The organism is Burkholderia latens, from assembly GCF_902499045.1.
GTDB lineage: Bacteria > Pseudomonadota > Gammaproteobacteria > Burkholderiales > Burkholderiaceae > Burkholderia > Burkholderia latens.
On sequence record NZ_CABVPL010000008.1, the window covers coordinates 97,577 to 123,345 of the forward strand.

The 25,769-nt window shown below is 62.8% G+C and carries 21 protein-coding genes and 2 pseudogenes; 19 read left to right on the plus strand and 4 right to left on the minus strand.

Features of this window, described 5'->3' with window-relative positions; translation table 11 throughout:
• The first annotated feature begins 48 nt into the window (after window positions 1-48).
• The 8 genes and pseudogenes from BSE24067_RS08620 to BSE24067_RS08650 all read left to right on the plus strand — a co-directional run.
• The gene (locus tag BSE24067_RS08620) at window positions 49-4,593 is read left to right on the plus strand and encodes an RHS repeat-associated core domain-containing protein (RefSeq protein ID WP_151064208.1); all 4,545 of its coding nucleotides are present in this window, start codon (window positions 49-51) and stop codon (window positions 4,591-4,593) included.
• A 69-nt stretch (window positions 4,594-4,662) separates the two neighbouring features.
• Window positions 4,663-5,106: a DUF4265 domain-containing protein gene (locus BSE24067_RS08625; RefSeq protein ID WP_208455063.1), complete on the plus strand. Its 444-nt coding sequence runs from the start codon at window positions 4,663-4,665 to the stop codon at window positions 5,104-5,106.
• Between the two features lie 309 nt (window positions 5,107-5,415).
• Entirely contained in the window at window positions 5,416-5,520 is a 105-nt protein-coding gene (locus BSE24067_RS33090; protein ID WP_420883518.1) for a hypothetical protein, read from the plus strand.
• A 63-nt stretch (window positions 5,521-5,583) separates the two neighbouring features.
• Window positions 5,584-5,934 carry a DUF7716 domain-containing protein gene (locus BSE24067_RS08635; RefSeq protein WP_151064206.1) on the plus strand — a complete coding sequence of 117 codons (351 nt, stop codon included), beginning with the start codon at window positions 5,584-5,586 and terminating at the stop codon, window positions 5,932-5,934.
• A 39-nt stretch (window positions 5,935-5,973) separates the two neighbouring features.
• A pseudogene (locus tag BSE24067_RS33095) lies at window positions 5,974-6,117 on the plus strand (RHS repeat-associated core domain-containing protein); the annotation flags it as partial.
• Window positions 6,118-6,159: 42 nt separating this feature from the next.
• Window positions 6,160-6,438 carry a hypothetical protein gene (locus BSE24067_RS33100; RefSeq protein ID WP_420883511.1) on the plus strand — a complete coding sequence of 93 codons (279 nt, stop codon included), beginning with the start codon at window positions 6,160-6,162 and terminating at the stop codon, window positions 6,436-6,438.
• A complete protein-coding gene (locus tag BSE24067_RS08645; RefSeq protein WP_151064205.1) occupies window positions 6,435-6,908 on the plus strand; it encodes a hypothetical protein in 474 nt (157 codons plus the stop codon). Before BSE24067_RS33100 ends, BSE24067_RS08645 begins: the two co-directional genes overlap by 4 nt.
• A 317-nt stretch (window positions 6,909-7,225) precedes the next feature.
• A pseudogene (locus BSE24067_RS08650) lies at window positions 7,226-7,525 on the plus strand (integrase core domain-containing protein); the annotation flags it as partial.
• 432 nt (window positions 7,526-7,957) lie between these two features.
• Here the strand turns inward: BSE24067_RS08650 and BSE24067_RS08655 are convergent.
• Entirely contained in the window at window positions 7,958-8,347 is a 390-nt protein-coding gene (locus BSE24067_RS08655; RefSeq protein WP_151064204.1) for a hypothetical protein, read from the minus strand.
• Window positions 8,348-8,712: 365 nt separating this feature from the next.
• On the opposite strand from BSE24067_RS08655, the gene BSE24067_RS08660 reads away from it, so the two are divergent.
• Complete coding sequence (locus tag BSE24067_RS08660) at window positions 8,713-9,030, plus strand: DUF7716 domain-containing protein (RefSeq protein ID WP_151064203.1); 318 nt, start codon at window positions 8,713-8,715, stop codon at window positions 9,028-9,030.
• 85 nt (window positions 9,031-9,115) lie between these two features.
• Here the strand turns inward: BSE24067_RS08660 and icmH are convergent, their stop codons facing one another.
• The 3 genes from icmH to tssJ form a co-directional block, all read right to left on the minus strand.
• Window positions 9,116-9,898, minus strand: coding sequence for a type IVB secretion system protein IcmH/DotU (icmH, locus tag BSE24067_RS08665; protein ID WP_151064202.1), 783 nt, complete (start codon window positions 9,896-9,898; stop codon window positions 9,116-9,118).
• The gene (tssK, locus tag BSE24067_RS08670; RefSeq protein WP_151064201.1) at window positions 9,895-11,241 is read right to left on the minus strand and encodes a type VI secretion system baseplate subunit TssK; all 1,347 of its coding nucleotides are present in this window, start codon (window positions 11,239-11,241) and stop codon (window positions 9,895-9,897) included. The genes icmH and tssK overlap by 4 nt, the downstream gene beginning before the upstream one ends.
• Window positions 11,242-11,344: 103 nt before the next feature.
• A complete protein-coding gene (tssJ, locus tag BSE24067_RS08675) occupies window positions 11,345-11,956 on the minus strand; it encodes a type VI secretion system lipoprotein TssJ (RefSeq protein WP_151064200.1) in 612 nt (203 codons plus the stop codon).
• A gap of 378 nt (window positions 11,957-12,334) precedes the next feature.
• Here tssJ and BSE24067_RS08680 point away from each other — a divergent pair, with 378 nt between their 5' ends.
• The 10 genes from BSE24067_RS08680 to BSE24067_RS08725 all read left to right on the plus strand — a co-directional run bounded on the left by BSE24067_RS08680 (window position 12,335) and on the right by BSE24067_RS08725 (window position 25,767).
• The gene (locus BSE24067_RS08680) at window positions 12,335-12,973 is read left to right on the plus strand and encodes a tetratricopeptide repeat protein (RefSeq protein WP_151064199.1); all 639 of its coding nucleotides are present in this window, start codon (window positions 12,335-12,337) and stop codon (window positions 12,971-12,973) included.
• A gap of 49 nt (window positions 12,974-13,022) precedes the next feature.
• Window positions 13,023-13,538, plus strand: coding sequence for a type VI secretion system contractile sheath small subunit (gene tssB, locus BSE24067_RS08685; RefSeq protein ID WP_121859106.1), 516 nt, complete (start codon window positions 13,023-13,025; stop codon window positions 13,536-13,538).
• Between the two features lie 15 nt (window positions 13,539-13,553).
• Entirely contained in the window at window positions 13,554-15,044 is a 1,491-nt protein-coding gene (tssC, locus tag BSE24067_RS08690; protein WP_151064198.1) for a type VI secretion system contractile sheath large subunit, read from the plus strand.
• Window positions 15,045-15,115: 71 nt separating this feature from the next.
• A complete protein-coding gene (locus BSE24067_RS08695; protein WP_151064197.1) occupies window positions 15,116-15,619 on the plus strand; it encodes an Hcp family type VI secretion system effector in 504 nt (167 codons plus the stop codon).
• Between the two features lie 62 nt (window positions 15,620-15,681).
• A complete protein-coding gene (tssE, locus tag BSE24067_RS08700) occupies window positions 15,682-16,167 on the plus strand; it encodes a type VI secretion system baseplate subunit TssE (protein ID WP_151064196.1) in 486 nt (161 codons plus the stop codon).
• Between the two features lie 77 nt (window positions 16,168-16,244).
• Complete coding sequence (gene tssF, locus BSE24067_RS08705) at window positions 16,245-18,080, plus strand: type VI secretion system baseplate subunit TssF (RefSeq protein WP_151064194.1); 1,836 nt, start codon at window positions 16,245-16,247, stop codon at window positions 18,078-18,080.
• A complete protein-coding gene (gene tssG, locus BSE24067_RS08710; RefSeq protein ID WP_151064192.1) occupies window positions 18,044-19,144 on the plus strand; it encodes a type VI secretion system baseplate subunit TssG in 1,101 nt (366 codons plus the stop codon). The genes tssF and tssG overlap by 37 nt, the downstream gene beginning before the upstream one ends.
• Before the next feature lie 43 nt (window positions 19,145-19,187).
• Window positions 19,188-21,857 carry a type VI secretion system ATPase TssH gene (gene tssH / locus BSE24067_RS08715; RefSeq protein ID WP_151064191.1) on the plus strand — a complete coding sequence of 890 codons (2,670 nt, stop codon included), beginning with the start codon at window positions 19,188-19,190 and terminating at the stop codon, window positions 21,855-21,857.
• 39 nt (window positions 21,858-21,896) lie between these two features.
• Window positions 21,897-23,018 (plus strand): type VI secretion system protein TssA, encoded by a 1,122-nt coding sequence (gene tssA, locus BSE24067_RS08720; RefSeq protein WP_151064189.1) that lies wholly within the window; start codon window positions 21,897-21,899, stop codon window positions 23,016-23,018.
• A 67-nt stretch (window positions 23,019-23,085) separates the two neighbouring features.
• On the plus strand, window positions 23,086-25,767 hold the full coding sequence (locus tag BSE24067_RS08725; RefSeq protein WP_151064187.1) for a type VI secretion system Vgr family protein: 2,682 nt from the start codon (window positions 23,086-23,088) through the stop codon (window positions 25,765-25,767).
• The last annotated feature ends 2 nt before the right edge of the window (window positions 25,768-25,769 follow it).

Here is a 25,769-nt window from a genome sequence, read left to right on the forward strand (position 1 = left end):
TCGCGGCTTGTCAGCCGTCTTGAAAAAACGAATTGAACGAACAACGACATGGCACAACAACTTCCACCGGGCGCTGAGAAGGAACAGGCCGTTTCCTGGCTCAGCGATGTTTCCGCCAAGGATGTCGCCGCGGTCGGCAACCGCTTCGATGCGTGGTTGCGGCGGATCAGCGGCAACCACATCACGTTCGAGGATGTGAAGACGTTTGCCGGTGCGGTCCCGATCATCGGCAACATCATGGCGATGGTCGACGCGCTTGGCGATATCGCCGAAATCATCGAGAAACGCGGCGGTCAGGTGCTCGACTACATGAGCCTTGCGATCAACCTGCTCGGCATCATTCCAATCCCGCCGACGCTCGCGCCGTTCCGGATGTCGGCGCGCCCGCTGCTCGCGCTCGTTCGACACGAATTGCTGGCAACCCGCAACAATCTCGGCGCGGCGATCATCTCGGTGCTGGTCACGCATATCAACGCGACCTGCGCGACCGAGATCGAGGACTTTCTCAACAAGCTGAAGGCCGGCCTCGTCGAATTGCTCGACGGATGCGCGTCGACGTGCCAGGAGATCATGCTCGCGCTGGCGACGGGCATGGACAAGGCGCTGCACGGGCAGCTCTTCGACGCCAACGCGAATCTGAAGCGGCAGCAGGAACTTGCGAAGAAGATGGCGGACGACCGGCCGTGGTACAGCCCGAGCCGCGTCGGTGACGGCATCCAGTTCGCGTACGAGGGGACCAAGGCGCTGGGCAAGAAGGTGGTCAACAAGACGGCCGGCACGATGGCGCAGCTTGCGCCGGATGCGTGGCTCGAGCCGTTTCGCAGCACGGTGACATTCCTTCGCACCGAAGCGCCGAAGATCGCGGCGTCGATTCGGTCGCTTGCCGGCAGCGAGGAAGGCAAGATGATGTGGCTGGTCTTGCAGCTGATCGAGGCCGTCGGGCGCGTCAAGGCACGCGCGAAGCTTCATGAGCAGACTGCGGACGTCAAGGCGGCCGGCACGAGCCAGGCGAGGAAGACGCGTGGGCAGGAGCGGCTCGAAAAAACCAACGGGCAAGCGCCGGCCGAAGGGCCGGGGGCGAGCGCGTGCAAGGCTTGCGGGCTTGGGGCGTCGCCGGCGTCCATCGATTTCGCGTTCGGCGACGAAACGTTCTCCCACGTGGATTTCGACCTGCCGGGCGCCATGCCCTTCGTGTGGGAGCGTACGTATCGTTCCCGGCTTTCCGCGTATGACAACGGTGAACTCGGTGCGCGATGGATCACGCCCTATACCACGCGAATCGACATCAAGAACGGTCAGTGGATCTATCGCGATGCGGAAGGGCGCAGCATCGAGTATCCGGCGCTTGCGGCCGGCGCGGCGCACGATGATCTGTCCGAGAACCTGACGTTGTCTCGGCTCGACGATAGGTGGGTGACGATCGCATACGGCCACGCGGTGCTGCATGTGTACGAGCGCCGTGGCGACGCTTTCCGGCTTGCGATGCAGAAGGACCGTGCCGGCAACACGATCACGCTCGACTACGATGCGCTTGACCGTCTTGCGCGCGTGATCGATGCGAGCGGAAATGTACTCGCGTTCGAGCACGACAGGCATGGCCGAATCGTGCAGATCGAACACGTGATCAAGGACGGCGCGCATCGTACGCTGGCGAGCTACGAATACGATGCGGACGGCGATCTCGTGCGTGCGACCGATCGCCATGGCAACGCACGGACGTATCAGTATCACCGGCATCTTGTGACGCGCTATACCGATCGCACGGGCCGCGGGATGACGCTCGAATGGGATGGCGCGGATGCTGAAGACAACGCAGACGCGAAATGTATCCGCGAATACGCCGACGACGGCAGTCTCGATCTCAGGCTCGCATGGAATCCGAACATCCGTCTGACCTACGTGACCGATGCCCTCGGTCAGATGACGCGGTACTACTTCAACATCCATGGTTATGTGTATCGGATCGTGTATCCGGACGGTAACCAGGAGTGGTTCCGACGCGATGCTCATCACAATCTGGTGTTGCATATCCGACAGGATGGCAGCATCGAGCGGCGCGAATACGACGCGCGCGGCAATCTGGTGCAGCACGAGCGCGCGGACGGCAGCGTTGTCGAAATGGCGTATGACGACAAGGATCAGATGATCCGGCTCGTCGACCCGAACGGGCACGTGTGGCAGCGCAAGTACGATGATGCCGGCAATCTCGTCGAGGAAATCGATCCGCTCGAGCACTCGACGAAGTACGAATACGACGACAAGGGCTTGCCGACGCAGATCATCGATGCAAAGGGCGGCGCGAAGACGCTCGAGTACAACGATGCCGGGCAGATCACGAGCTATACGGACTGCTCCGGAAAGAAGACGGAGTGGCGCTACGACGATATCGGGCGCGTGATCGAGACGAAGGATGCGGCTGGCGGCGTGGTTGCCTATCGGTACGGCCCGAACGGGCAACCGACAGAAGTTCGCTCGCCTGCCGGCGTCGAGCAGGTTCAATACGATGCGGAAGGTCGTTTGCTCCGGCACACGGATCAGCTCAATCGGTCGACGCGATATGGCTACGACGCGGTCGGCCGCATTGCCAGCCGCGCGGACGCGCTCGGGCAGACGGTTGCGTATCGCTATGACCGCCTCGGGCGCTTGACCGCTCTCACCGATGCTAACTTTGCGACGTACCAGTTCCACTACGATCCGGCAGGGCGGCTAATTGAGGAAGTCGGCTTTGACGGCAAGTCGACGCGTTATCAGTACGATCGGGACAGCGGCAGTCTCGTCGCGATCGATGAAGCGGGCTGCGTGACTTCGGTCGACGTCGATGCAAACGGCCGTCTGCTGAAGCGTGTCGCGGGGGAAAGCGAAGAGCGGTTTGCCTATGATCGGAGCGGCAGGCTGATCGACGCGGTGAATCGGTACAGCCGCGTGCAGTTCTTCTTCGATTCGGTCGGCAATCTCGTGCGTGAACATCACGCCTACGATCTGTTCGGCGAGCGGCGCAGCTACGTATGGCATCACGAATACGACGAACTCGGCAATCGGCGGCGTACCGTTCGGCCGGGCGGGCATGTGGTCGACTGGTTGATGTATGGCTCCGGGCACGTGCACGGGATGCTGCTCGACGGCGAGGAGCGCGTGCAGTTCGAGCGCGACGATCTTCATCGCGAGACGGTGCGCGTGCTGTCGAGCAAGGTCGGGCAGCGCACGCATTACGATCCGGCCGGACGCGTGTTGCAGCAGACGATCCAGCGATCGACGTCACCTGCGCCGCTTGCCGAGCGGCGGTATCGCTATGACGCGGCGGGGCAGTTGTCGCGGATCGAGGACAGCCGCAAGGGCGGGACCGACTATCGATACGACCCGGTCGGACGGCTGATCGAGGCGATCAGTCCCATCGCAAAGGAACGGTTTGCGTTCGATCCGGCGAGCAACATCATCGATCCGGTGCGGACAGCGGACACGCCTGCATCGCGTCCGAGCCCGGTGCGGCCGGAAAGCACGTTGCCGGTCGAGGTGCCGAAGGTGCTCGGGAACCTGCTGAAGGCGTATGCGGGGATGCACTTCGAGTACGACGCCCGCGGGAATCTTGTGCGCAAGCGCACGCCGGCGGGCGAGCAGGAATACGAGTGGGATGAATTCAATCGCTTGCTGCGCGCGCGGGTTGCGGAGACGTCGCGGCAGAGTCAGGCGCGGTATTTCTATGACGCGTTCGGGCGGCGGATTGCGAAGGAGGTGAACGGCGAGCGGACGGTGTTCGGGTGGGATGGTGACACGCTCGCGTACGAGAGCGATGGCGAGCGCGGCACGCATTACCTCTACGAGCCGGGGACGTTCGTGCCGCTGGCGCAGTATGTGGCGGGGCCGGTCGATGGGATCGCGACGCCGGAGTGGAAGAGTACTGATCGCTATGTGCCGGAGGAGGATCCGCTGCAGAAGGTGCCGGAGCGGCGGGGTGAGGCGGCGGTGTTCTATTACCACTGCGATCAGATTGGTACGCCGCAGTTGCTGACCGATGGCGACGGTGACGTCGTATGGGAAGCGTCGTATAAGGCGTGGGGCGAAGCGCGGGAGGTGATTGCGCGGGCGTCTAAGGCGGCGGGGATTGTGGCGAGGAATCCGTTGCGGTTTCAGGGGCAGCAGGTTGATGATGAGACGGGGCTCGCTTATAACCGATATCGATATTACGATCCAGAAACTGGCCGATTTACTTCGGAGGATCCTATCGGGCTCAACGGCGGGGCCAACGTTTACCAATACGCTCCGAATCCGATCGAGTGGATTGACCCTCTCGGCTTAGCTCGCATTCCGAAATCCGTTAAGGACAAGGTTGCGAAAGAAAATCAGGAATTCTTCGGGAAAGGGACTTGTGAATGTTGCGGGGTTGAAGTTGTTCCAGGAAAGAAAAGTCAGCGCGGGATCACCCCGCCGACAAATGAGCGTCAATTCGATCACATCGAGCCGGATGCGCTCGGCGGAGCAAACGATGAAGACAACACGCAAGTTCTGTGTCGCAAGTGTAACAGGCGATTGTGGGATAAAATCAAGGATAATTTCAAGCGACTTAATCGCTTGGGGCGTACGCCGTGTGACAGTTAAGGGTGGAATATGCGAGAGCTTAGGAAGATTATTTTTAGATTGAAGAAAGATGAAGACGGATACCCTCCAATGGAATATGAGTCTCTCTGGGGTATATTTTCGGATGATCTTTCTTGTGTGGTTGATAACGTACCGTATTACGTCTGCGGTGTGAGTAAAGGAGACACGGTAGCGGTGAAAGATGTCGACGGAGAACTCTTTGCAACCTCCGTGGTTGCACGAGGAGGCCATTCAACACTGCGAGTTTTTGCCGAGGATCCCGACACCAAAGCATCGATCATTTCCGATCTGAACTCTCTCGGAGCGCAATGTTCCGTCACGCGTGGGCTTTCTCTCTTTGCGGTTGACATTCCTTCCGATGCTGATTTCGGAAAGATCGACGCGATGCTCGCCTCCAAATCTGATGGCGAGTATGTTGCATATGAGGACGCGTGCTTGCAACACGGGGGCGTCAGCGCCGACCGGGCACTCGAATGTGAGTCGCTCGCGTCGGTTCCTCTACGGCTGCACTAAGGACGAGTGGACTTGATGCGCCAGAAGATGCTGCGCGAGGTAGTCGGTTGTGGTGTCGGTTACTGCGATTCGCCTGCAGCATCTATTATCGTTACGCAGGGGTTCACGTGACAAACGATGACGGCATATTTAAAGAATATAGAGAACGTGCTGCGACTCGATGCACAGTCCCGATGTGACTATTTCGTCCGCAAGGTCGCTGACTTTGAAGTCGTCTCGGGTCTCTTTGACAAGGGGGGGCGACCGCGCAACCCGGCGCTACTTGATTGGTCGAAAAAGCCGAAGGATCTTGGAAGTAGCCCACCTGGGATGACGTGGCATCATAACGATGAAGTCGAGAAATTAAATTTGGTGGAGCGAAGCGATCACGGCGATAACCACGGTATACCATCCAGACGATACTGGCTGGCGTGATAAATGGGGCGGTGGATAGCTTGGTCGAAAAGGGAAGTTGGACTCTGCTACAGGATGCCCATTATGAACAGCTTCGTTATAAATACGTTTTACAAGATTGACGATTTGATCAGCCTTGTTAGAGAAAAGAAGGATCGGGACGCTGTTTACATGGTCTATGTACCAAAGGATACCGACGATTTGCGAATCGGCATGGACGTCTATGTAGGTGACGTACCGGACTTCGATGATGACGACAACGAGGTATTTCCTGAGTCTGTAATTGCGTTGGGGCTTGAGCAAGGCTATATGCGAGAGCACTTGCAAGATGTTATCGATTTGGCATACAAGCAGAAGCCAACGGCTTCAACTGAAGAGGTTGTTCGATGCTTGAACCACTACTCTAAGTACGATGATTTCCTAGACTTGTGCTGATCGATTGTTTGCGGGGCCGCGCGAGCGGCCCCTGTCTTCGAGGCGGGGCTGCATTATAACCGACACAGATACTATGACCCGAACAGCGGCCGGTTCGTCAGCAAAGACCCAATCGGGCTGGTGGGCGGGATAAACATATATCAATACGCGCCGAACCCGTTGGGATGGATTGATCCACTTGGCTTGGCGCGTTGTCTGACATCCCGAACTGCGCGCAGAGAAGCAATGAGGCAAGCAGGTATTCCGACGAGCCAACAACCAATCAGTCAGTCAAGAAATGCTTCTGGCTTAGAGTATCGATATGAGGTACCCCAGGCGGGCGGTGGAAAAATACAGGCGACTGTCCAGCAGCAGACGACGGATGTGAGCCATCAAGACGATCCTCATTGGGAGGCTGGCAAGGTAAAGATTGATCCGATTAGCGGCGAAACGCGGATGAATGATTATGGTCGGCCTAAGATAGACAATCCGAAAGGTAAAGCTTATTACGGGGATTGCTCATGAGCAAGCGCGGCGTGAATCAATACAGGAAGGATCTTCTTTACAGAAAAGTCGCAGGAAAAAAAATACTCAGTGACTATCTTGGGAAAGTGGAGTCTTTGTTCCCGGCTGAAGATCGACCGGAGATAGTTTCCCTGGAGGAAACGGATATTTTTTTGGAGCGATTTAAGGAAGAATCTACACGGTTACACCAAGAGGTTGGGCGAATTTCTAGGAGTGAACTTCACGCCGAACTCGTAGTCATGAAGGATCGTCGGGGCGATTTTTACGTTCTCATCGATGAAGATTGGAAGTACTGTGGAATGGTGCTCGTCAGAACCATGAAAGGCCTCAATGTAGACGTCGAGTTCGGCGACAAAATATTGAATGAAATTGTCTTTGTGTCTGCTGATATGTCATTCGCTATTGGTTTTGATTTCTTTGGTGTTGCAGATAAATATCTAATAGACATTAAGAGATGGCGAAAGAAATGACCCAAAAGCCGCGTAAACGACAATTGGTATGTGTGCTTGATTGAGGCTTGGCGTTCGGGTAGTCGTGATGGTAATATTGCCATATTCGAAGTGAGCGAGGAGATCGATTTGGCGTGCAAGCAGGAGTTAATCGCTTTATCGGGGATTTTATTCGATGCATGAGCCACTACGCTACGTGCGATGATTTTTTGGACTTGCATTGACGTCCCGTGGAAATGCTATGCAGCGGCCGCGTAAACGGTCACTGTTGTTTTTGGTACTTGAAAAGGTTGAGTAACGCACGCAGTACGATCCGGTCTAGCTGCGAATTTATTTAGAAGGCGCTCCAAGGATGGGCGTACGAGAATGGCGCGGAGATTGGCCTCTCGCGCCTTGGCAAGCCGGCCGACAACGCGAAGAACGAACCCTTCAACGGACGCTTTCGGGAGGAATGCCTCAACGCACATTAGTTCTTGTCGCTAGAGGACGCCAGACGCAAAATCGAAGTCTGGCGCGAGTACTATAACGAGGCGCGCCCTCACTCTGCGCTGCTGTGGATGACACCGGCGGAATTCGCCCGCCAGTGCACCGATGGGGCCGATCCGGCCCGCCCCGAAGAGCCGGAATTTTCCAACTAAGACCGGGACGGAAATTGGGCTAGCCTCACTGTTCTGCATACTACGGAAGTGCCACTTCCCGACGCGAATGCGGCGATCGCATATCAGCAGAAACAGATCGGGCGCGAGTTGGGTCAATATGATGAGAGATCGAATAGTTGCGTCGACCACGTAGCTAATGTATTGCGGGCTGGTGGCGAGAACGTTCCCTCGGGACCGTTGGGTCAGTCGAGGTATCTTACCCAACGTGGGTTTAAAATGAAGGTTAGATAATATGGCTCATGCGATATGCGAAAAACACGGCTCCCAACCTGCAGAGTTGGTGACCAAGAACGTGCTCGATATGATCAGGTCGGGCGCGAAGCCGGGCGCGGGGACAGTGTCTCCGATAACGTTGATTTATGAGGAGCTTGAATACCCCGGTTATGGTGTGACGGACGACCGGGCTGTTCTTCAACGTCTTGGCGGGAATTGGGAATCCACAAAAATGTGCAGGTTTACCGACGAGCACGCGATGGAGCAGGCGATAGGGCTATTTACTGCAGCTTGTGCCAAATGTTTGGCGGAAATACTGTGACACTCCATGCTGAAGCGACGAAAAAGATAGAAAACCCAAACCACAAATCTATCGTCGATCAAGCTGAATCGAGTTGGGGGATTGCGGGTGGCAGCTATGTAGTCGATCGAATCAGACGGTTTCCGGTGTGATGTGATCGGTGGTTCGCCGACCAAACCATTGGCGGCAATACCACACTGACCGCCGCCATGCTTGATCGCGTCGCGCTCCAGTTCCGCTTGCTCTAGCTCAGAGTAGGCGGTGACGGACAGAATCGGCAATGGCATGCCGATCTCGTTTGATCTAACGGCTGGCTCAGTTTGACAAGAGGCAATCCAACGCGGGAAATGGGTGCGCTCTCTTGCGGTCCGCTTTCCTGCACGTCGCACGGCGACGGGCATCGCTCCCGCTCGTCGTACTGGGGCTCGACCGGCTCGACCGCCTCGGCAAGCGCAATGGATGACTATCCTGCGCTTGACGATGTATATCGGAAAGCGGAGAGCTCGACCGACAACAACCGCCGATCCGCCTCGCGCCTCCGAAATTGGCATAATCACGGCTCGCTGCCGCGTGCGCTGCGACGCAGGCGCATTCGTTCCTGTGGCATCACCCGTCTTGCATCGACTTCAGCCTGGTTATAGCCGCAACCCCCATGCCGACCATCCCCGCGACCACCGCGTCGCTGAAACACATCCTCGAACACCCTGGCGATTTCCACGGATGGCTCTGCCTCCCGCAGACGCCATGGACCCTCGACACAGAGGCCGCATTCATCGAAGACGCCGCCAACACCGAAGCTGCTACGCCACCCACCACCGCCCCACACCCCGATTGGCGCGTGACCTTGAACAGCGCGACGATCGAGGACATCGTAATCAATGCGCATGACCAGGTCGACGAGCCGACCGCCACGCAGCTGTTCGACGCGTTCGTGTTCTACATCGACAACCAAGACTTCATCCTGCTCTGAAGCCACACGTCACACGCCACAGCAAAAAAGGACCGCCAAGCGGTCCTTTCTCATACAGCGTCAACGTCCGAACGACGCACAGCCCTCAAGGCAACGAAATCGTCAAATTCGCCGACTCCGGCCCGACCTTGATCACCTGCGAATAAGGCGCCAACGCCTGCAGCGTCTTGTCCTTGAGGTAGGCATTGAGCCCGAGATACCCGAGCAGGGCCACCAGCGCGAACACGGCCCCGATCGCCCAAACCGGCACCTCCCGCTTCAACCGGTGCGCGATCTGATCCGGCAGCGGCCAATGCGGCGCAAACGCGGCCCGCTTGCCCTTCATATGCGCGATCTCGTCGCCCAGCCGCGCGGTGAGATACGCGAGCTTCTCCGGCCCCTCGAGCAAATACTTTCCCTGGAACCCGAGCAGCAGGCACATGTGAAACACCTCGAGCGATTGCAACCGCGCTGCGCCCTGCGCGCGACATTCCTCGAGATACTGGAAGAATTTCTCGCCCGCGAGCTGCTCGCCGAACAGCACGAGCTGCAACGGCCGGCGCTCCCAGTCGGCGCGGATCTTGAACTGCGACGACAGCACCATTTCATCGACCGCCGCGCAATAGGCGAACTTCGCGCCATACACGTCTTCGGCAGCGATATTCAGCTTCTTCGCGCCGCGCTCGAAATCCGACAGGAATTCCTGGATCTTCGTGCTGAACTCGCTCGCGCTGTCCGGCTCGCGGCCGTTCTTCAGCAGGAACAGCATGAAGAACCCGTCGTACAGCAGATCGAGCAGCGAACGAGCCTGGAAAGCGGCGTCGGTGGACGCCGGCGTATGAATGGGGGCCGGCGCGTTGTCGCCGAACAGGGAAGGCGCGTAGCTCATGATGTGACCGCGATCAGTTCGAATTTCAGGTCATTGATGCCGGTCGGCGCATAGATCATCGCCGACTGGGCCTGCAGCATGCGCTCGTACAGCGCGCCGCGCGAATCAAGCTGGAAATAGCACGCGCCCGGCCGCACGGGGATCGCGGGCGGCACCTGCGGCGTGTACGACAGCCGCACGCCGGGCATCGCCGACAGCACGAGCTTGTCGACGTCGTCGGGCGCGCCGACCTTGAAGCGGGCCGGCACCGCATCGACGAGCTCGACGCTCGGCATGTCGGCGGACACTGCCAGGTAGAACTCGGTCTTGTCGTCGATCTTGCCGGAGTCGAGGCGGCCGAGGTGGAACGAAGGACGCACCTCGTCGAGCGTGATCGCGAAGTAGCGCGTCGAGATCACGGTGTCGAGCAGCTCGCGCAGCATCAGATCGAGACGCGCGAAGCTCGGCCCCGGATCGTCATGGCGATACACGGGCAGGTCGGTGAGCGTGTAGCCCTTCGAGAACGTCATCAGCTGCCCCGCGAGGCGCAGCAGCTCCTGGAACAGCCGCTCCGGATGCAGCGCCGCGTGCTGATGCAGATGCGCGAGCGTCGCGAACGCGGCGTTCGCGGTGTGCAGCAGCCAGAACGACGCGATGTCGCCCGAGCGGAACTCGATGATGTTCTTCGACGGCTCGCGATGAAAACCGTACAGCGCGTTGACCTTCGCCTGCAGCGCATCGACGAGCTGGCGCAGCCGCTGGTGCAGGATCGGCGACGCCTCGATCGCAAGGCATGGCGGCACGAAGTTGTCGTCGATCTCGAAGCCGGACGTCGCGGTGCGGCGCACGCGCACGAGCGGCACGGACAGCAGCTGGTCGCGCGGTTCGCTGTGTGCGATCAGCTTGACCTGGGTCTTCAGGAACGTGATGTCGGCTTCGGCGGCGTCGGTGAAGTTGTCGGCGACGCTCGTCTGCTCGCTGACGAAACGCGTCGTGAAGCCGGCGGCCGGATCATCGCTGTAGTTGGTGCCGTTCTCGCGCAGCGGATGCAGCGCGAGGTAGAACACGAATTCGTTGATGCCGTCGGGCAGCGTGTCCAGCGCGATCGGCGGCGGCAGATCGTCGGCCTGCGGCGCCGCGTACAGCGCGCCGTCCGGGAACACGAGCGCGAGTTCGGCCACGCGCAGCACGTTGCTGCCGAGCGCATCGCGGTCGATGCGCACGGAACGCACGCCCCAGTTATACGGCTGGATCGCCTGGATCGATTCGAACAGGCGCGCCTCGTGATAGGCGTCCTGCCGCTGGAAGTGTTGAGGCCGGAGGAACAGCCCTTCCCCCCAAAGCACCTTGGCCGAATAACTCATGTCAAATCCGGTTAATGTGGCGTTGCGATGTAATCGATTTGGTCGTGCCCGAATTTAATCGCCAATTTGTTAACTCTTGTTAATTGACATTCGTGCGTCATGTTTAACCGCAGGTGACCGACGACAGCATATTCAGCGGCTGCGAAGGCGCACCCTGTTGCGGTGCGATGACGGAGCCATCGGTGACGGTCATCGCGCAATTATGCAGGCCGATGATTATGCCGGATTTCTCCGACTTCGCCGGGTCGAACGTCAGTTTCCATCGCTGGATGGCGGGATCGCGGAACAGCGCGACGATGCCGAATGCCTGCGCTTCGCGCGAAACCTTTTCGGTTGCCGTATAGCGCTGACCCGGAATCAGCGTGATTTCGCGCACGTTCAGCAGATCGGCGCCCAGTGCGGCCTTTTCCTTGGTCGGATCGGTGAATGCGTCGAACGGCGCCTGCTGGAACGAAGTCGGATCCTTCAGCGCGTAGAGCCTCACCACCAATGCGAGCGGCTTGTGATCGTTCGCGGCGTTGAGGTTCGGCGCGGCCGCGAGCGTGAGCCCGATGTTGCGCGGCGGCTTCTGCGCGTCGGGCAACTCGGGCTTGCCGACGCCCGCGGCCTGCATCACGGCGCTCGCGGCGGAGCCAAGCAACGGGGCGGCCGCGCATCCGGCCAGAAGCGCGCAGACAAGCAGCGGCAACGCAAAGCGAATCATGGACGATCTCATCGTGTTTCCGGCGTGCCGCCTTTAACTCCCCTGTCAAAACTGCCGGGTATTTCCGCGTTGGCCGCGAATGCCCGGCTTATCTGCCGCCCAACTATCAAGCACGCGTGCGCTGCATCGCGCCCCCGGAAATTTTTGCCGTCGGGCGTTCGGTGCGCCGCGGGGCAAGTAAAACTTGCGCATTCCTGTCCGCGACAAAGCCGCCGCCAAGGGGCTTCCAGTCGCGTTTCGACGGGGTAGCGCACGATTTTAAAAGGAATTACTCTGCACGCAGCGATTGAATTATGAAAAATTGATCGGTACTATACCCGCGCGCTTCGTGCAAAGCAAAAGAACCAGATTCTCAACGATTTTAATACTCACGCGCCGGTGGATATAACGATGAAAGACCGTCTCTTCGCAAAACTTTCTGGGGTAGTGCTGGCTTGCGGCGTGATCGCCGGTTGTGCGAGCCAGCCGCCGGCGCCGCCGACCGCCGAGGTGTTCAACAAGTCGCTGGCCGATGCGGACGCCGTCGCGAAGGCGGGGGATCAGGACAAGGCGCTCGGCCTGTACCAGCAGCTCGCGAAGTCGGACCCGACGCGCGAGGAACCGTGGTCGCGCATCGCACAGATCCAGTTCGCACAGAACCACTATGGCCAGGCGATCGTCGCCGCGCAGGAAGCACTGCAGCGCGATGCGACGGACCGCCAGGCGAAGAGCGTGCTCGCGGTCGCGGGCCTGCGGATCGCGACGCAGTCGCTCGGCGAACTGCGTCAGGATGCGTCGCTCGCCGGCGACGCGAAGTCGGACGCGCAGGCGCTCGCGAAGCAGCTGCGCGACACGCTCGGCGAATCGGCGCTGTTCCCGCCCGAGCAGCGTACCGTGAAGACGCGTACGGCGCGCCGCCCGGTGCATCGTCCGAAGGCAGGTGCGGCACCGGCCGCCGAAGCCGCGACGACCACGCCGGCGCCCGCTGCCGCGCCGCAGGCCGCGGCGCCGCAAAAGGGTGGCGCCGACCCGTTCAGCGCGCTGCGCTGAGCCGAACGCAACTGACGCGATAACCACAACTAACCTGGGAGCCGTCGAGATGGCCAAGAAAGAAAGCATTCAGAAGAGCTTGCAGAAGATACGGCCGCCGCGCGTCCAGCTGACCTACGAGGTCGAGAAGGGCGATGCGATCGAGGTGAAGGAGCTGCCGTTCGTCGTCGGGGTCGTCGGCGATCTGGCGGGCCAGTCGGAGGTCGAGCAGCCGAAGCTGCGCGACCGCAAGTTCGTCAACATCGACCGCGACAACTTCGACGACGTGATGAAGGCGATCGAGCCGCGCGCCGCGTTCCAGGTGGAAAACCGCCTGAGCCCGGAAGGCGGCAAGTTCGCGGTCGACCTGAAGTTCCGTTCGCTGTCGGATTTCAGCCCTGACGAAGTCGTCGAACAGGTCGAGCCGCTGCGCCGCCTGCTCGAGGCGCGCTCGAAGCTCGCCGACCTGCGCAACAAGCTCGCGGGCAACGACAAGCTCGAGGACCTGCTGTCCGAGGTGCTGAAGAACACGCAGCAGCTGCAGGAGCTCGCGAAGGGCACGGGCAGCGACAAAGACGGCGAATGACGACGGAGTGTTGAGATGAACCAGCAAACGGCTGCGGCCCAAGCGAGCGGCGCGGAATACGCCGCCGGGACTTCGCTGCTCGACGAAATCGTCGAGAAGAGCAAGGTCGCGAAATCCGATTCCGAACATGCGCGCGCGAAGGACCTGATCGGCGAACTCGTGCACCAGGTGCTCGACGGCACGGTGATCGTGTCGGACAACCTGTCGGCGACGATCGACGCGCGTGTCGCGGAGCTCGACCGACTGATCTCCACGCAGCTGTCGGCGGTGATGCACGCGCCGGAATTCCAGCGCCTGGAAAGCACGTGGCGCGGGCTGGACTATCTGGTCAAGGAAAGCAACACCGGCCAGACGATCAAGATCAAGGCGCTGCACGCGCCGAAGCGCGACCTCGTGCGCGACTTCAAGGGCGCGAGCGAGTTCGACCAGAGCGCGCTGTTCAAGAAGGTCTACGAAGAGGAGTTCGGCACGTTCGGCGGCTCGCCGTTCGGTGCGCTGATCGGCGATTACGAGATCTCCCGGCAGCCGGAAGACCTGTACTTCATCGAGCAGATGTCGCACGTCGCGGCGGCCGCGCACGCGCCGTTCATCGCGTCGGCGTCGCCGGAGCTGCTCGGCCTCGAGTCGTTCGCCGATCTCGGCAAGCCGCGCGATCTCGCGAAGGTGTTCGACACGGTCGAATATGCGAAGTGGAAGTCGTTCCGCGATTCCGAGGATTCGCGCTACGTCGGGCTTACGCTGCCGCGCTTCCTCGGCCGCCTGCCGTTCAATCCGAAGGACGGCCAGACCGCCGAGCGCTTCAACTTCGTCGAAGACGTCGACGGCACCGAACACGACAAGTACCTGTGGTGCAACGCCGCGTGGGCGTTCGCCGCGCGGCTGACGGCCGCATTCGACGACTTCGGCTGGTGCGCGGCGATCCGCGGCGTCGAAGGCGGCGGCCTCGTCGAGGATCTGCCGACGCACACGTTCAAGACCGACGACGGTGAAGTCGCGCTGAAGTGCCCGACCGAAATCGCGATCACCGATCGCCGCGAGAAGGAGCTGAGCGACCTCGGCTTCATCCCGCTCGTGCATTGCAAGAATTCCGATTACGCCGCGTTCTTCGCCGCGCAGTCGGTGCAGAAAGCGAAAAAATACAGCACCGACAGCGCAAACGCGAACGCCGTTCTTTCCGCGCAGCTTCAGTACATCTTCTCGGTATCGCGCGTCGCGCACTACCTGAAGGCGATGATGCGCGACAAGATCGGCAGCTTCGCATCGGCGCAGAACGTGGAAACATTCCTCAACCGGTGGATTTCGCAATACGTGCTGCTCGACGACAACGCGACGCAGGAGCAGAAGGCGCAATTCCCGCTGCGCGAGGCTTCCATACAAGTGTCGGAGATTCCGGGCAAGCCGGGCTCGTATCGTTCGGTCGCGTTCCTGCGTCCGCACTTCCAGCTCGACGAACTCTCGATTTCTCTGCGACTTGTCGCTGATCTGCCCAAATCGGCAAATTCATAAGCGAGCAAAATCGCCCGGGCGGGCCGCCTGGGTAGGACGTTAAAACCACCTCTTTGGGGAGTAGAAGGACCATGCTACACATTCACCTGCAGTTTGGCAGTCCCGCAATCAAGGGCGAGTCCGCGGACAAGGATCATCAGGGCTGGCTCGAACTGAAGTCGTGGGACCACTCGATCGTGCAGCCGCGCTCGGCAACGGCGTCGTCGGCCGGCGGCCTCACGCAAACGCGCTGCGAACACGGTGACATGGTGTTCTCGAAGGAAATCGATTCGTCGAGCCCGCTGCTGTATCAGCACGCATCGGGCGGCACGACGTTCGACGAAGTGACGATCCACTTCTCGCGCGCGGACGGCGAAGGCAAGCGCGTGCAGTATCTGGAAATCAAGCTGAAGTACGTGATCATCTCGAGCATCGCGCCGAGCGTCCGCGAGGAAGGCCTGCCGATCGAGACGTTCTCGCTGAAGTACGCAGCCGTGCAGTGGAAGCAGACCCAGCAGAAGATCGGCGGCAACCAGGGCGGCAACACGCAAGGCGCCTGGAGCCTGACGAAGAACGACAAGACCTACGCGGTCTAAGGTCGGTTGCGGCAACGGGGCGCTCGGCGTCCCGTTGCCGTTTTCGCTGTGCAGGCCGGCCGATGAAACGATTCGAACCGAGTTTTCTCGACAAGCTGTTCGACGACGAACCGCACCTGCCGGCGACGGCTGCGATGCGGCAATTGTCGCTGGACGAGCTGAAGAACACGGTCGCCCGCGACGTCGAGGCGATTCTCAACACCCGTATCGCACACACCGAAATCGAGCTCGAGGCGCTGCCGGAATGCCAGAAATCGGTGTTGACCTACGGGCTGAACGATTTCGCGGGGCTGAGCCTCGCGAGTCACTACGACCGCGCGTTCATCTGCAAGTCGATCCAGCAGGCCATCGCGCGCCACGAGCCGCGGCTGCAGCAGGTCAAGGTGACGTTCGAGCTGAACGAGCAGTCGACCAACGCGCTTTACTTCGCGATCCAGGCGCTGCTCGTCGTGCATCCGGCCGAGGAGCCGGTGAGCTTCGACGCGATGCTGCAGCCGTCGACGCTGCAGTATTCGGTCACGCGCGCACGCGCGGCCAGAATGCCGTAAATCAAGCCGCCGAGCGGGCCGGACCGCCCGGTGGCGGAACAGGGTCCGGCAGGAAATATTGAGGTTCGGGGTCGTCGATGGAAGAATTGCTGCCGTATTACGAGCGCGAATTATCGTTTTTGCGGCGCTATTCGCGGGATTTCGCCGAACGCTATCCGAAGATCGCGGCGCGGCTCGCGCTGTCCGGCGAGCATTGCGAGGATCCGCACGTCGAGCGGATGATCGAGTCGTTCGCGCTGCTCGGCGCGCGCATCAACAAGAAGCTCGACGACGACTACCCGGAATTCACCGAAGCGCTGCTGGAAGTGCTGTATCCGCACTACCTGCGGCCGTTCCCGTCGTGCTCGATCGCGCAGTTCACGCCGGCGTCGCCCGGCCAGCAGACGGAGCCGGTCGTGATCGAGCGCGGCACCGAGCTGAAGAGCCGGCCGATCCGCGGCGTGCAGTGCCGGTTCCGCACCGCGTACGACGTGACGCTCGCGCCGATCCGCATCTCGGAGGCGCGCTACACGCCGGTCGCGCTCGCGCCGAGCGCGACGGTGCTGCCGTCCAACGCGACGGGCGTGATCTCGATCACGTTCGAATCGCTCGCCGCGCAGCTCGATCTCGGCGCGCTGAAGCTGCCGACGCTGCGCGCGCACCTGCACGGCGAGCAGTCGTTCGTCGCCGCGCTGACCGACTGCCTGTTCGTGAACGTGCTCGGCGCATACGTCGAGCCCGAGCGCAACGGCCGCTGGACCGCGCTGCGCAAGCTGCCGATCGCGCACGCCGGCTTCGACGAGGACGACGCGCTGATCGACTACCCGGCGAAGTCGCACCCTGCGTATCGGCTGCTCACCGAGTATTTCGCGTTCCCCGACAAATTCGATTTCGTCGATTTCGACGTCGCGGCGATCGCGCGCGCGGCCGGCCGCTGCCAGCGCGCGACGCTGCATCTCGTGCTGCAGGACGTGCGCAGCGATTCGCACGTCGCACGCCTGCTCGAACTGCTGACGGCGAGCCATTTCCGGCTGTTCTGCACGCCGATCGTCAACCTGTTCCGCCAGCACGGCGAGCCGATCCGCATCACGCACCGCGCGGTGTCGTATCCGGTGATCGCCGAGGCGCGCCGCGCGTTCGCGTACGACGTGTATTCGATCGACTCGGTGAAGCTCGTCCGTCAGCAGGCGCACGAGGAATCGGTGATCGAGTTCCGGCCGTTCTATTCGCTGCATCACGGCGAAGCGGCGCGCATCGGCCATTACTGGTTCGCACGCCGCAACGACTGGGTCGCGCAGAAAAGCCCCGGCTACGAAACCGAGATCTCGATCGTCGACATCGACTTCGAGCCGACCTCGCCGCAGACCGACACGCTGAGCCTCGACCTCACGTGCACGAACCGCGACCTGCCCGCGATGCTCGCGTTCGGGCTCGAAGGCGGCGATCTGTTCCAGGAAGGCGGCGCGCAGACGAGCGGCATCTCGATGCTGCGGCGCCCGACGCAGAGCGTGCGCTTCGAGCGCGGCCGCGCCGCGCACTGGCGGCTGGTGTCGCATCTCGCGCTGAACCACGTGTCGCTCGTCGCGCACGGACTCGCGCCGCTCAAGGAAATGCTGACGCTGTACGACCTGCGGCGCACCGCCGTGTCGATGCGCCAGATCGACGGCCTCGTCGGCGTCGAGCAGCGCGGCGCCGTGCAGTGGCTGCCCGGCAAGCCGTTCGCGACTTTCGTGCGCGGCATCGAAGTGCGTCTCACGATCGACGAGGAGCATTTCGTCGGCGCGAGCCTCGCGTCGTTCGTGCGCGTGCTCGACAGCTTCTTCGGGCTGTACGTCCATCTCAACAGTTTCGTTCAATTGGTCGTCGTGTCGAAGCGCACCGGCGAGGAGATCATTCGATGCAAGCCCCGAACCGGCGAATCGATCCTGGCGTAGTCGACGCGCTGCTCGACGAGCCGCACCGCTTCGAGTTCTTCCAGGCGGTGCGCGTGCTCGAAGGGCTGTTCGCGCGGCAGGCGTCGGATGCGCCCGGCGCGTGGCGGCAAGGCGACGTCGTCGCGCAGCGCATCGGATTCCGCAACACGATCTCACTCGGCTTCCCGCCGAGCGAGATCGAACGCGCGCGCTCGTTCGACGACGACGGCACGCCGCTCGATTCGGGTGACGCGCGCGGCGCCGCGCTTGCGGCCGGCGAGCTCGGCCGCGTCGAGCTGACGCCCGCGTTCTTCGGGCTGCTCGGCGGGCAGGGCGCGCTGCCGCTGCATTACACCGAGCAGATCGTCGCGCGCGAGCACCTGAAGCGCGACCACGCGGCACGCGCGTTCTTCGACGTGTTCTCGAACCGCGCGACCGCGCTGTTCTACGCGGCGTGGAAGAAATACCGGCTGCCGTTCCACTACGAGCTCGACCGCGACGAGCGCTATCTGCCGCTACTGCTCGCGATCGCCGGCGTGCCGAGCGACGAGGTACGCGACAGCCTCGCGGCCGGCCCCGGCGGGGTGCTCGACGAGGCCGTTGCCGGCTATGCGCTGGCCGCGCGGCACCGGCCGATGTCGGCCGCCTACCTGCAGCGCACGCTGTCCGACTACTTCCGCGTGCCGGTAAAGATCGGCCAGTTCGTCGGCAAGTGGTACGACGTGCCGCCCGACCAGCTGAGCGTGCTCGGCGAGGTCAACGCGGTGCTCGGCGCGACGGCGCTCGTCGGCGAGCGCGTATGGCAGCGCGACATGCGCGCGCGGATCGTCGTCGGTCCGCTGTCGAAGCGCGATTACGAAGCATTCCTGCCCGGCGGCCCGCAGGCCGTCGCGCTCGAACGGATGTTGACGCTGCTCGCCGGCGTCACGCTCGAATACGAGGTCAAGCTCGTGCTGAAGCGCACCGAAGTCGGTGCAAGCGTGCTCGGCGCGGGCTCGCGACTCGGCTGGGACGCGTTCCTCTGCACGCGCGACGCGGACGAGGACCGCTCCGACGCCCGCTACGAACTGCACGTGATTCACTGATTCCGAACGACAAAAACACGCAATCGAACCTGAGATCGACGCCATGAGCACGCCTCTGAAGACCCTGATCACGAAACTGAATCCGCTGTGCCGGCACGCGACCGAGCGTGCGGCGAGCGCGTGCCTGACGCGCGGCCATTACGAGGTCGATCTCGAACATCTGTTCATCGCGTTGCTCGACGAAGCGACGGGCGATCTGCCGCTCGCGCTGCGCGCGAGCCGCGTCGATGCGCATGCGCTGCGCGCCGATCTCGAGCGCGAGCTCACGCGGCTGAAGACCGGCAACACGCGCACGCCGGTGTTCTCCGTGCATCTGATCGCGCTGTTCGAGCAGGCGTGGCTGATCGCATCGCTCGATTCGCAGCTGGGCCGCATCCGTTCGGGACACCTGCTGCTCGCGCTGCTGACCGCGCCCGATCTCGCGCAGTTCGCGCAGCGGATGTCGCCGCAGTTCGCGGAAATGAACGTGACGGACCTGAAGCACAAGTTCGACGAGATCATGGCCGGTTCGAGCGAAGCCGAGCCGCGCCAGGCGGACGACGAAGGCAGCGATGTCGGGCCGGCCGCCGACGGCGCGGCACCCGCGGCCGGCCCGTCGAAGACGCCCGCGCTCGATACGTACACGACCAACCTCACGCAGCGTGCGCGCGACGGCAAGATCGACCCGGTGATCGGCCGTGAAGCGGAGATCCGCCAGGCGATCGACATCCTGATGCGCCGCCGCCAGAACAACCCGATCATGACCGGCGAGGCCGGCGTCGGCAAAACGGCCGTCGTCGAGGGCCTCGCGCTGCGGATCGCGGCCGACGACGTGCCGCCGCCGCTGCGCGGCGTCGCGCTGCACGTGCTCGACATGGGGCTGCTGCAGGCCGGCGCGAGCGTGAAGGGCGAGTTCGAGAACCGGCTGAAGAGCGTGATCGACGAGGTGAAGAAAAGCGCGCATCCGATCATCCTGTTCATCGACGAGGCGCACACGATCATCGGCGCGGGCGGCCAGGCCGGCCAGAACGACGCGGCGAACCTGCTGAAGCCGGCGCTTGCGCGCGGCGAGCTGCGCACGATCGCCGCGACGACGTGGAGCGAATACAAGAAGTACTTCGAGAAAGATGCGGCACTGGCGCGGCGTTTCCAGGTCGTGAAGGTCGAGGAGCCGAGCGAGCCGCTCGCGGCCGCGATGCTGCGCGGGATGGCCGGGCTGATGGAGAAGCACTTCAACGTGCGGATCCTCGACGACGCGATCACCGAGGCCGTGCGCCTGTCGCATCGCTACATCAGCGGCCGCCAGCTGCCGGACAAGGCGATCAGCGTGCTCGACACCGCGTGCGCGAAAGTGGCGCTCGCGCACAGCGCGACGCCGGCGGCGATCGACGACACGAAGAAACGCATCGAGCGCATCGATGCGGAAATCGCGTCGCTCGAGCGCGAAGCGGCAGGCGGCGCGGCGCACGACGAGCGGCTCGGCGAGCTGCGCGGCGCGCGCGACACCGCGCTCGCGCAATTGAGCGAAGACGAAGCGCGCTACGAAGCCGAACGCGCGATCGTCGCCGAGATCACCGCGCTGCGCGAGACGCTCGACCGCGCGCGCGGTCCGTCGGACGACGGCGAGCCGGTCGACGTGCCGGCCACGCGCGAGAAGCTCGCGGAGCGCGTCGCGGCGCTGCAAGCGCTGCAGGGCGGCGAGCCGATGGTGCCGCTGCAGGTCGATGGCCATGTCGTCGCCGAGATCGTCGCCGCGTGGACGGGCATTCCGCTCGGCCGGATGGTGAAGGACGAGATCGATACCGTGCTGAACCTGCAGCCGCTGCTCGCCGCACGCGTGATCGGCCAGGACCATGCGCTCGAAGCGATCGCGCAGCGCGTGCGCACCGCGACCGCGAACCTCGAGGATCCGAACAAGCCGCGCGGCGTGTTCATGTTCGTCGGGCCGTCGGGCGTCGGCAAGACCGAGACGGCGCTTGCGCTGGCCGACATCCTGTACGGCGGCGAGCGCAAGATGGTCACGATCAACATGAGCGAGTACCAGGAAGCGCACAGCGTGTCCGGCCTGAAGGGCTCGCCGCCGGGCTACGTCGGCTACGGCGAGGGCGGCGTGCTGACCGAGGCCGTGCGCCGCAATCCGTATTCCGTCGTGCTGCTCGACGAAGTCGAGAAAGCGCATCCGGACGTGCTCGAGATGTTCTTCCAGGTGTTCGACAAGGGCACGATGGACGACGCCGAAGGGCGCGAGATCGACTTCCGCAACACGCTGATCATCCTGACGTCGAACGTCGGGTCGGCTGCCGTGATGCAGGCGTGCCTGAACAAGCCGGCCGACGAGCTGCCCGATCCCGACGCGCTCGCCGACGCACTGCGCCCGCAACTGTACAAGACCTTCAAGCCGGCGTTCCTCGGCCGGATGAAGGTCGTTCCGTACTACCCGATTTCCGACGACGTGCTGGCCGAGATCATCGAGCTGAAGCTTGAACGGATCCGCCGCCGCATTGACGCGAATCACAAGGCCGCGTTCGAGTGGGACGAATCGCTCGTCGATGCGGTGCTCGCGCGCTGCACCGAAGTCGATTCGGGCGCCCGCAACGTCGACCACATCCTGAACGGCACGCTGCTGCCGGAGATCGCGGGCCACGTGCTCGGCCGGATCGCCGACGGCGCGGCGATCGCGCGCATCGCCGTGCGCGCGGACGAGGCAGGCGAATTCGCGTACATCGTCGAATGAGCGCGGCCGTGCAACACGTATTGATGAACTGACCGAACCATGCCGATCAATCTCCCCGAGCTGCTGACGCCGATCAGCGATGCGTCGCCCAGTGGCGACGACCTGCTGTTCTCGAACGAATTCGACGCGATCCAGGAGGCGCGGCGCCACGACGATCCGACGCTCGACCAGGGCGAATGGGTGACCGAGATCAAGGAGGCCGACTGGGGCTTCGTCGTCGATCAGGCGGGCGAGCTGCTGCGCACGCGCACGAAGGACCTGCGGCTCGCCGTGTGGCTGACCGAGGCGCTCGCGCTCGAGGACGGCATCACCGGCCTCACCGAAGGCTATGCGCTGCTGGAAGGCCTGTGCCGCGACTACTGGGACACCGTGCATCCGCTGCCGGAGGGCGACGACGTCGAATACCGGCTCGGCAACGTGGCGTGGCTGTCCGGGCGCACCGCCGAACTGCTGCGCGGCATTCCGGTGACGGACGGCGCGTCGACCGCGTTCACCACGCTCGACTGGGAGGTCGCGCAGCACGTCGCGCAGGCCGTGAAGCGCGACCCCGATCACGCCGACGACATCGCGCGCGGCAAGCCGTCGGTCGAGCAGGTCGACGCGTCGCGACGCATGACGCCGATCGCGTTCTACACGACGCTGCTCGCGAACCTGAAGGCGTTCGAATTCGCGCTCGACGCGTTCGAGGAACGGCTCGTCGAACGCGCGGGCGACTCCGCGCCCAGCTTCCGCCAGACCCGCGACGCGTTCGAGACCGTATACCGGCTCGTCGAGCGCTTTGCGCGCGAGCAGGGTTATACCGGCAGCGCACCGCAGGCGCCGTCGGCGCCAGTGGCGCAGCCCGAGCGCGTCGAGCCGAGCTTCGGCGACGCGTTCAACCAACAGGAGACCCATGTGCAGCCGCAGACCGCTCCGCGTGCGCCGGTGACGCAGATGATCGCCGGCATCCAGAACCGTGCGCAGGCCGTCGACCAGTTGCGTGCGGTCGCGCGTTACTTCCGTCAGACCGAGCCGCACAGCCCGGTCGCGTATCTCGCGGACAAGGCCGCCGAATGGGCCGACATGCCGCTGCACAAGTGGCTCGAGAGCGTCGTGAAGGACGATGGATCGCTGTCGCATATCCGCGAGCTGCTCGGAGTGAGGCCCGACGAGCAGTCGTGAGCGACGGCGTTTTGACCTGAGAGCGCGGGCCCGGCGGGTTCGCGATGAACGAGAAGAAGGGTGACGCATGAACGTGACCGAACTGGCGCAGGCGATCCGCGGTGGCCTGATTCAGCAGGACCGCCTGCTGAAGACGGACATCCCGTCGCTGCCGAACAATGCGCTCGTGCCGCGCCGCGCGGTGACGCGGTCCGAGCTCGGCCGCGATTTCAGCGTGGTGCTCGACCTGGTGTCCACCGCGAGCGACGTCGAGCTCAAGACGCTGATCGCGCAGCCGATCACGCTGTGGATCCAGCAGGCGGACAAGTCGTATCTGCCGATCAACGGATATGTGCATACGGCGCGGCGGCTCGGCGCCGACGGCAGCCTGTCGAGCTACCAGTTGAGCTTCGCATCGTGGCTGCACTTCCTCAGGTTCCGCAGCGACATGCGCTACTGGCAGGACCAGCCCGTCGACGCGATCCTCGCCGACGTGTTCGACATGCATCCACAGGCCCGCGGCCAATACCGGTTCGCGCTGTCGAAACCGTTGCCGTCGCGGTCGTACTGTCGCCAGAGCGAAACCGACTGGAATTTCGTGCATCGGCTGATGGAGGACGAAGGGCTGTTCGGCTTCTGGCGGCACGGTGAAGACGGGAAGTCGCATACGTTCGTGATCACCGATGATCTGCATGCGGTCGATGCGCTGTCGCCGAATACGGTGTCGTTCGACCGACAGGGCAGCCGCACCGAAACCGGCGGCTTCACGCAATGGGCCGCATCTCGAACGCTGCAGAGCACGCAGCACACGACGCGCACGTTCGACTACAAGTCGCCTTCGTCGGCAGGAAATCCGAACGGCACGTCGTTGCCGACCAAGGCAGGCCAGGGCGACCTGCCGGCGCAGGCGGAAATCTACGAATACACCGGCGCATACACGTATCCGGGCCAGGACCGCGGCGAACATCTGTCGAAGATTCGCCTCGAGGAGTGGGAGTCGCGCGCGAAGCGCTTCTTCGGCGTGGGTGCCGTGCGCGGCATCGATGCCGGCCGGCGCTTCACGCTGGCCGACCATCCCGAGCACGATCGCGATGCGGCGAGCGACCGCGAGTTCGCGGCCATCGGCGTCACGCGTTACATCGAGAACAATCTGCCGGTTTCTCAGCACGAAGCGAGTTTCCCGCATAGCCTGCAGGACCAGCTCGCGCAGGTGAAGGCCGGTCACGGGAAAGCGGCTGCGTTCGAGGTCGGGCATGACGACGGCTCGGCCGGGTTCTATCTCGTCGAGGTCGAAGCGCAGCGCGCGAGCGTGCCGTATCGCAGCCCGTTCGAACATCGCAAGCCGGCGATGCAGCTCGAGACGGCGATCGTCGTCGGCCCCAAGGGCGAAGAGGTTTATACGGACGAACTGAACCGGATCAAGGTGATGTTCGTGTGGGACCGGCAGAGCGAAGGCCGCGAGACCGCATCGTGCTGGATGCGCGTCGTGCAGTCGGATACCGGCGGCGGCTACGGCGCCGTGCATATTCCGCGCGTCGGCGAGGAAGTGCTGGTGGGCTACATCGGCGGCGACTGCGACCGGCCGATCGTCATGCACCGCGTGTACAACGGCGCCGCCAAGCCGCAATGGCATAGCGACGGGATCCTGTCGGGCTTCCGGTCGAAGGAGTATGCAGGATCGGGGCACAACGAGATGGTGCTCGACGACGCCACCGGGCAGAACCGCGCGCGGCTGTTCAGCAGCAGCGCGAATTCGCTGCTTCATCTCGGCTATCTGATCGAGCAGAACGGCAATACGCGCGGCGCGTATCTCGGTTCAGGTTTCGATCTGCGTACCGATGCGTATGGCGCGATGCGTGCGGGCCAGGGGCTGTACGTGACGACGCATCCGAAGCAGGCGAACAGCCAGCCGCTCGACGTGAGCGACGCGAAGCAGCAGTTGGCCAACGCCGAAGGGCTGATCGAGTCGATGTCGCAGGTCAGCGAGATGCATCGGGCGGAGAGTCTCGGCACCGGGCGCGATGCGCTGAAGCAGTTCGGCGATGCGACGCAGAACAGCGTGGCGGGGGCGACGGCGGGCGGCGGCAGGACCGGCGGTGGCGGGACGGGGAACGCGAACGCGTTCAAGGAACCGGTGATGCTGTTCGCGGGCCCCGCGGGGATCGGGGTGGCGTCGCAGCAGTCGGTGCATCTGGCGAGCGAGCAGCAGACGAATATCGTTAGTGGGCAGAGTACGCATGTCGCCAGCGGGAAATCGCTGGTGGCGAGTGTCAAGGAGAAGCTCAGCCTATTCGCGCAGAACGCCGGGATGAAGCTCTTCGCCGGGAAGGGCGCGGTGGAGATTCAGGCGCAGAACGACAACGTCGAAATGATCGCGCAGAAGACGGTGAAACTGCTGTCCGCGACCGCAACGGTCGAAGGCGTCGCGAAGGAGGAGATTCTGCTGACGTCGGGCGGTGCGTATGTCCGAATCAAGGGAGGCAACATCGAGATTCATGCGCCGGGCAAGATCGACGTGAAGGGCGGGCAGCACGCGTTCAGCGGGCCGACGAGCATGCACAAGACGTTCAAGGCGGAAGGCAAGAAGGCGGATATGCGGATCCGCTACGTGGATGCCGATGGCAACGTGCCGCACGGGGAGCCGATCAAGTTCACGTCCGAGGACGGGACCGAGCATAGCGTTGCGCTGGACGCGGAAGGCAAGGCGGAATTGAAGAACATCGATTTTGACGAGTTCGTGGCCAATCAGGTCAAGCGGATGGGAGAGTGAAC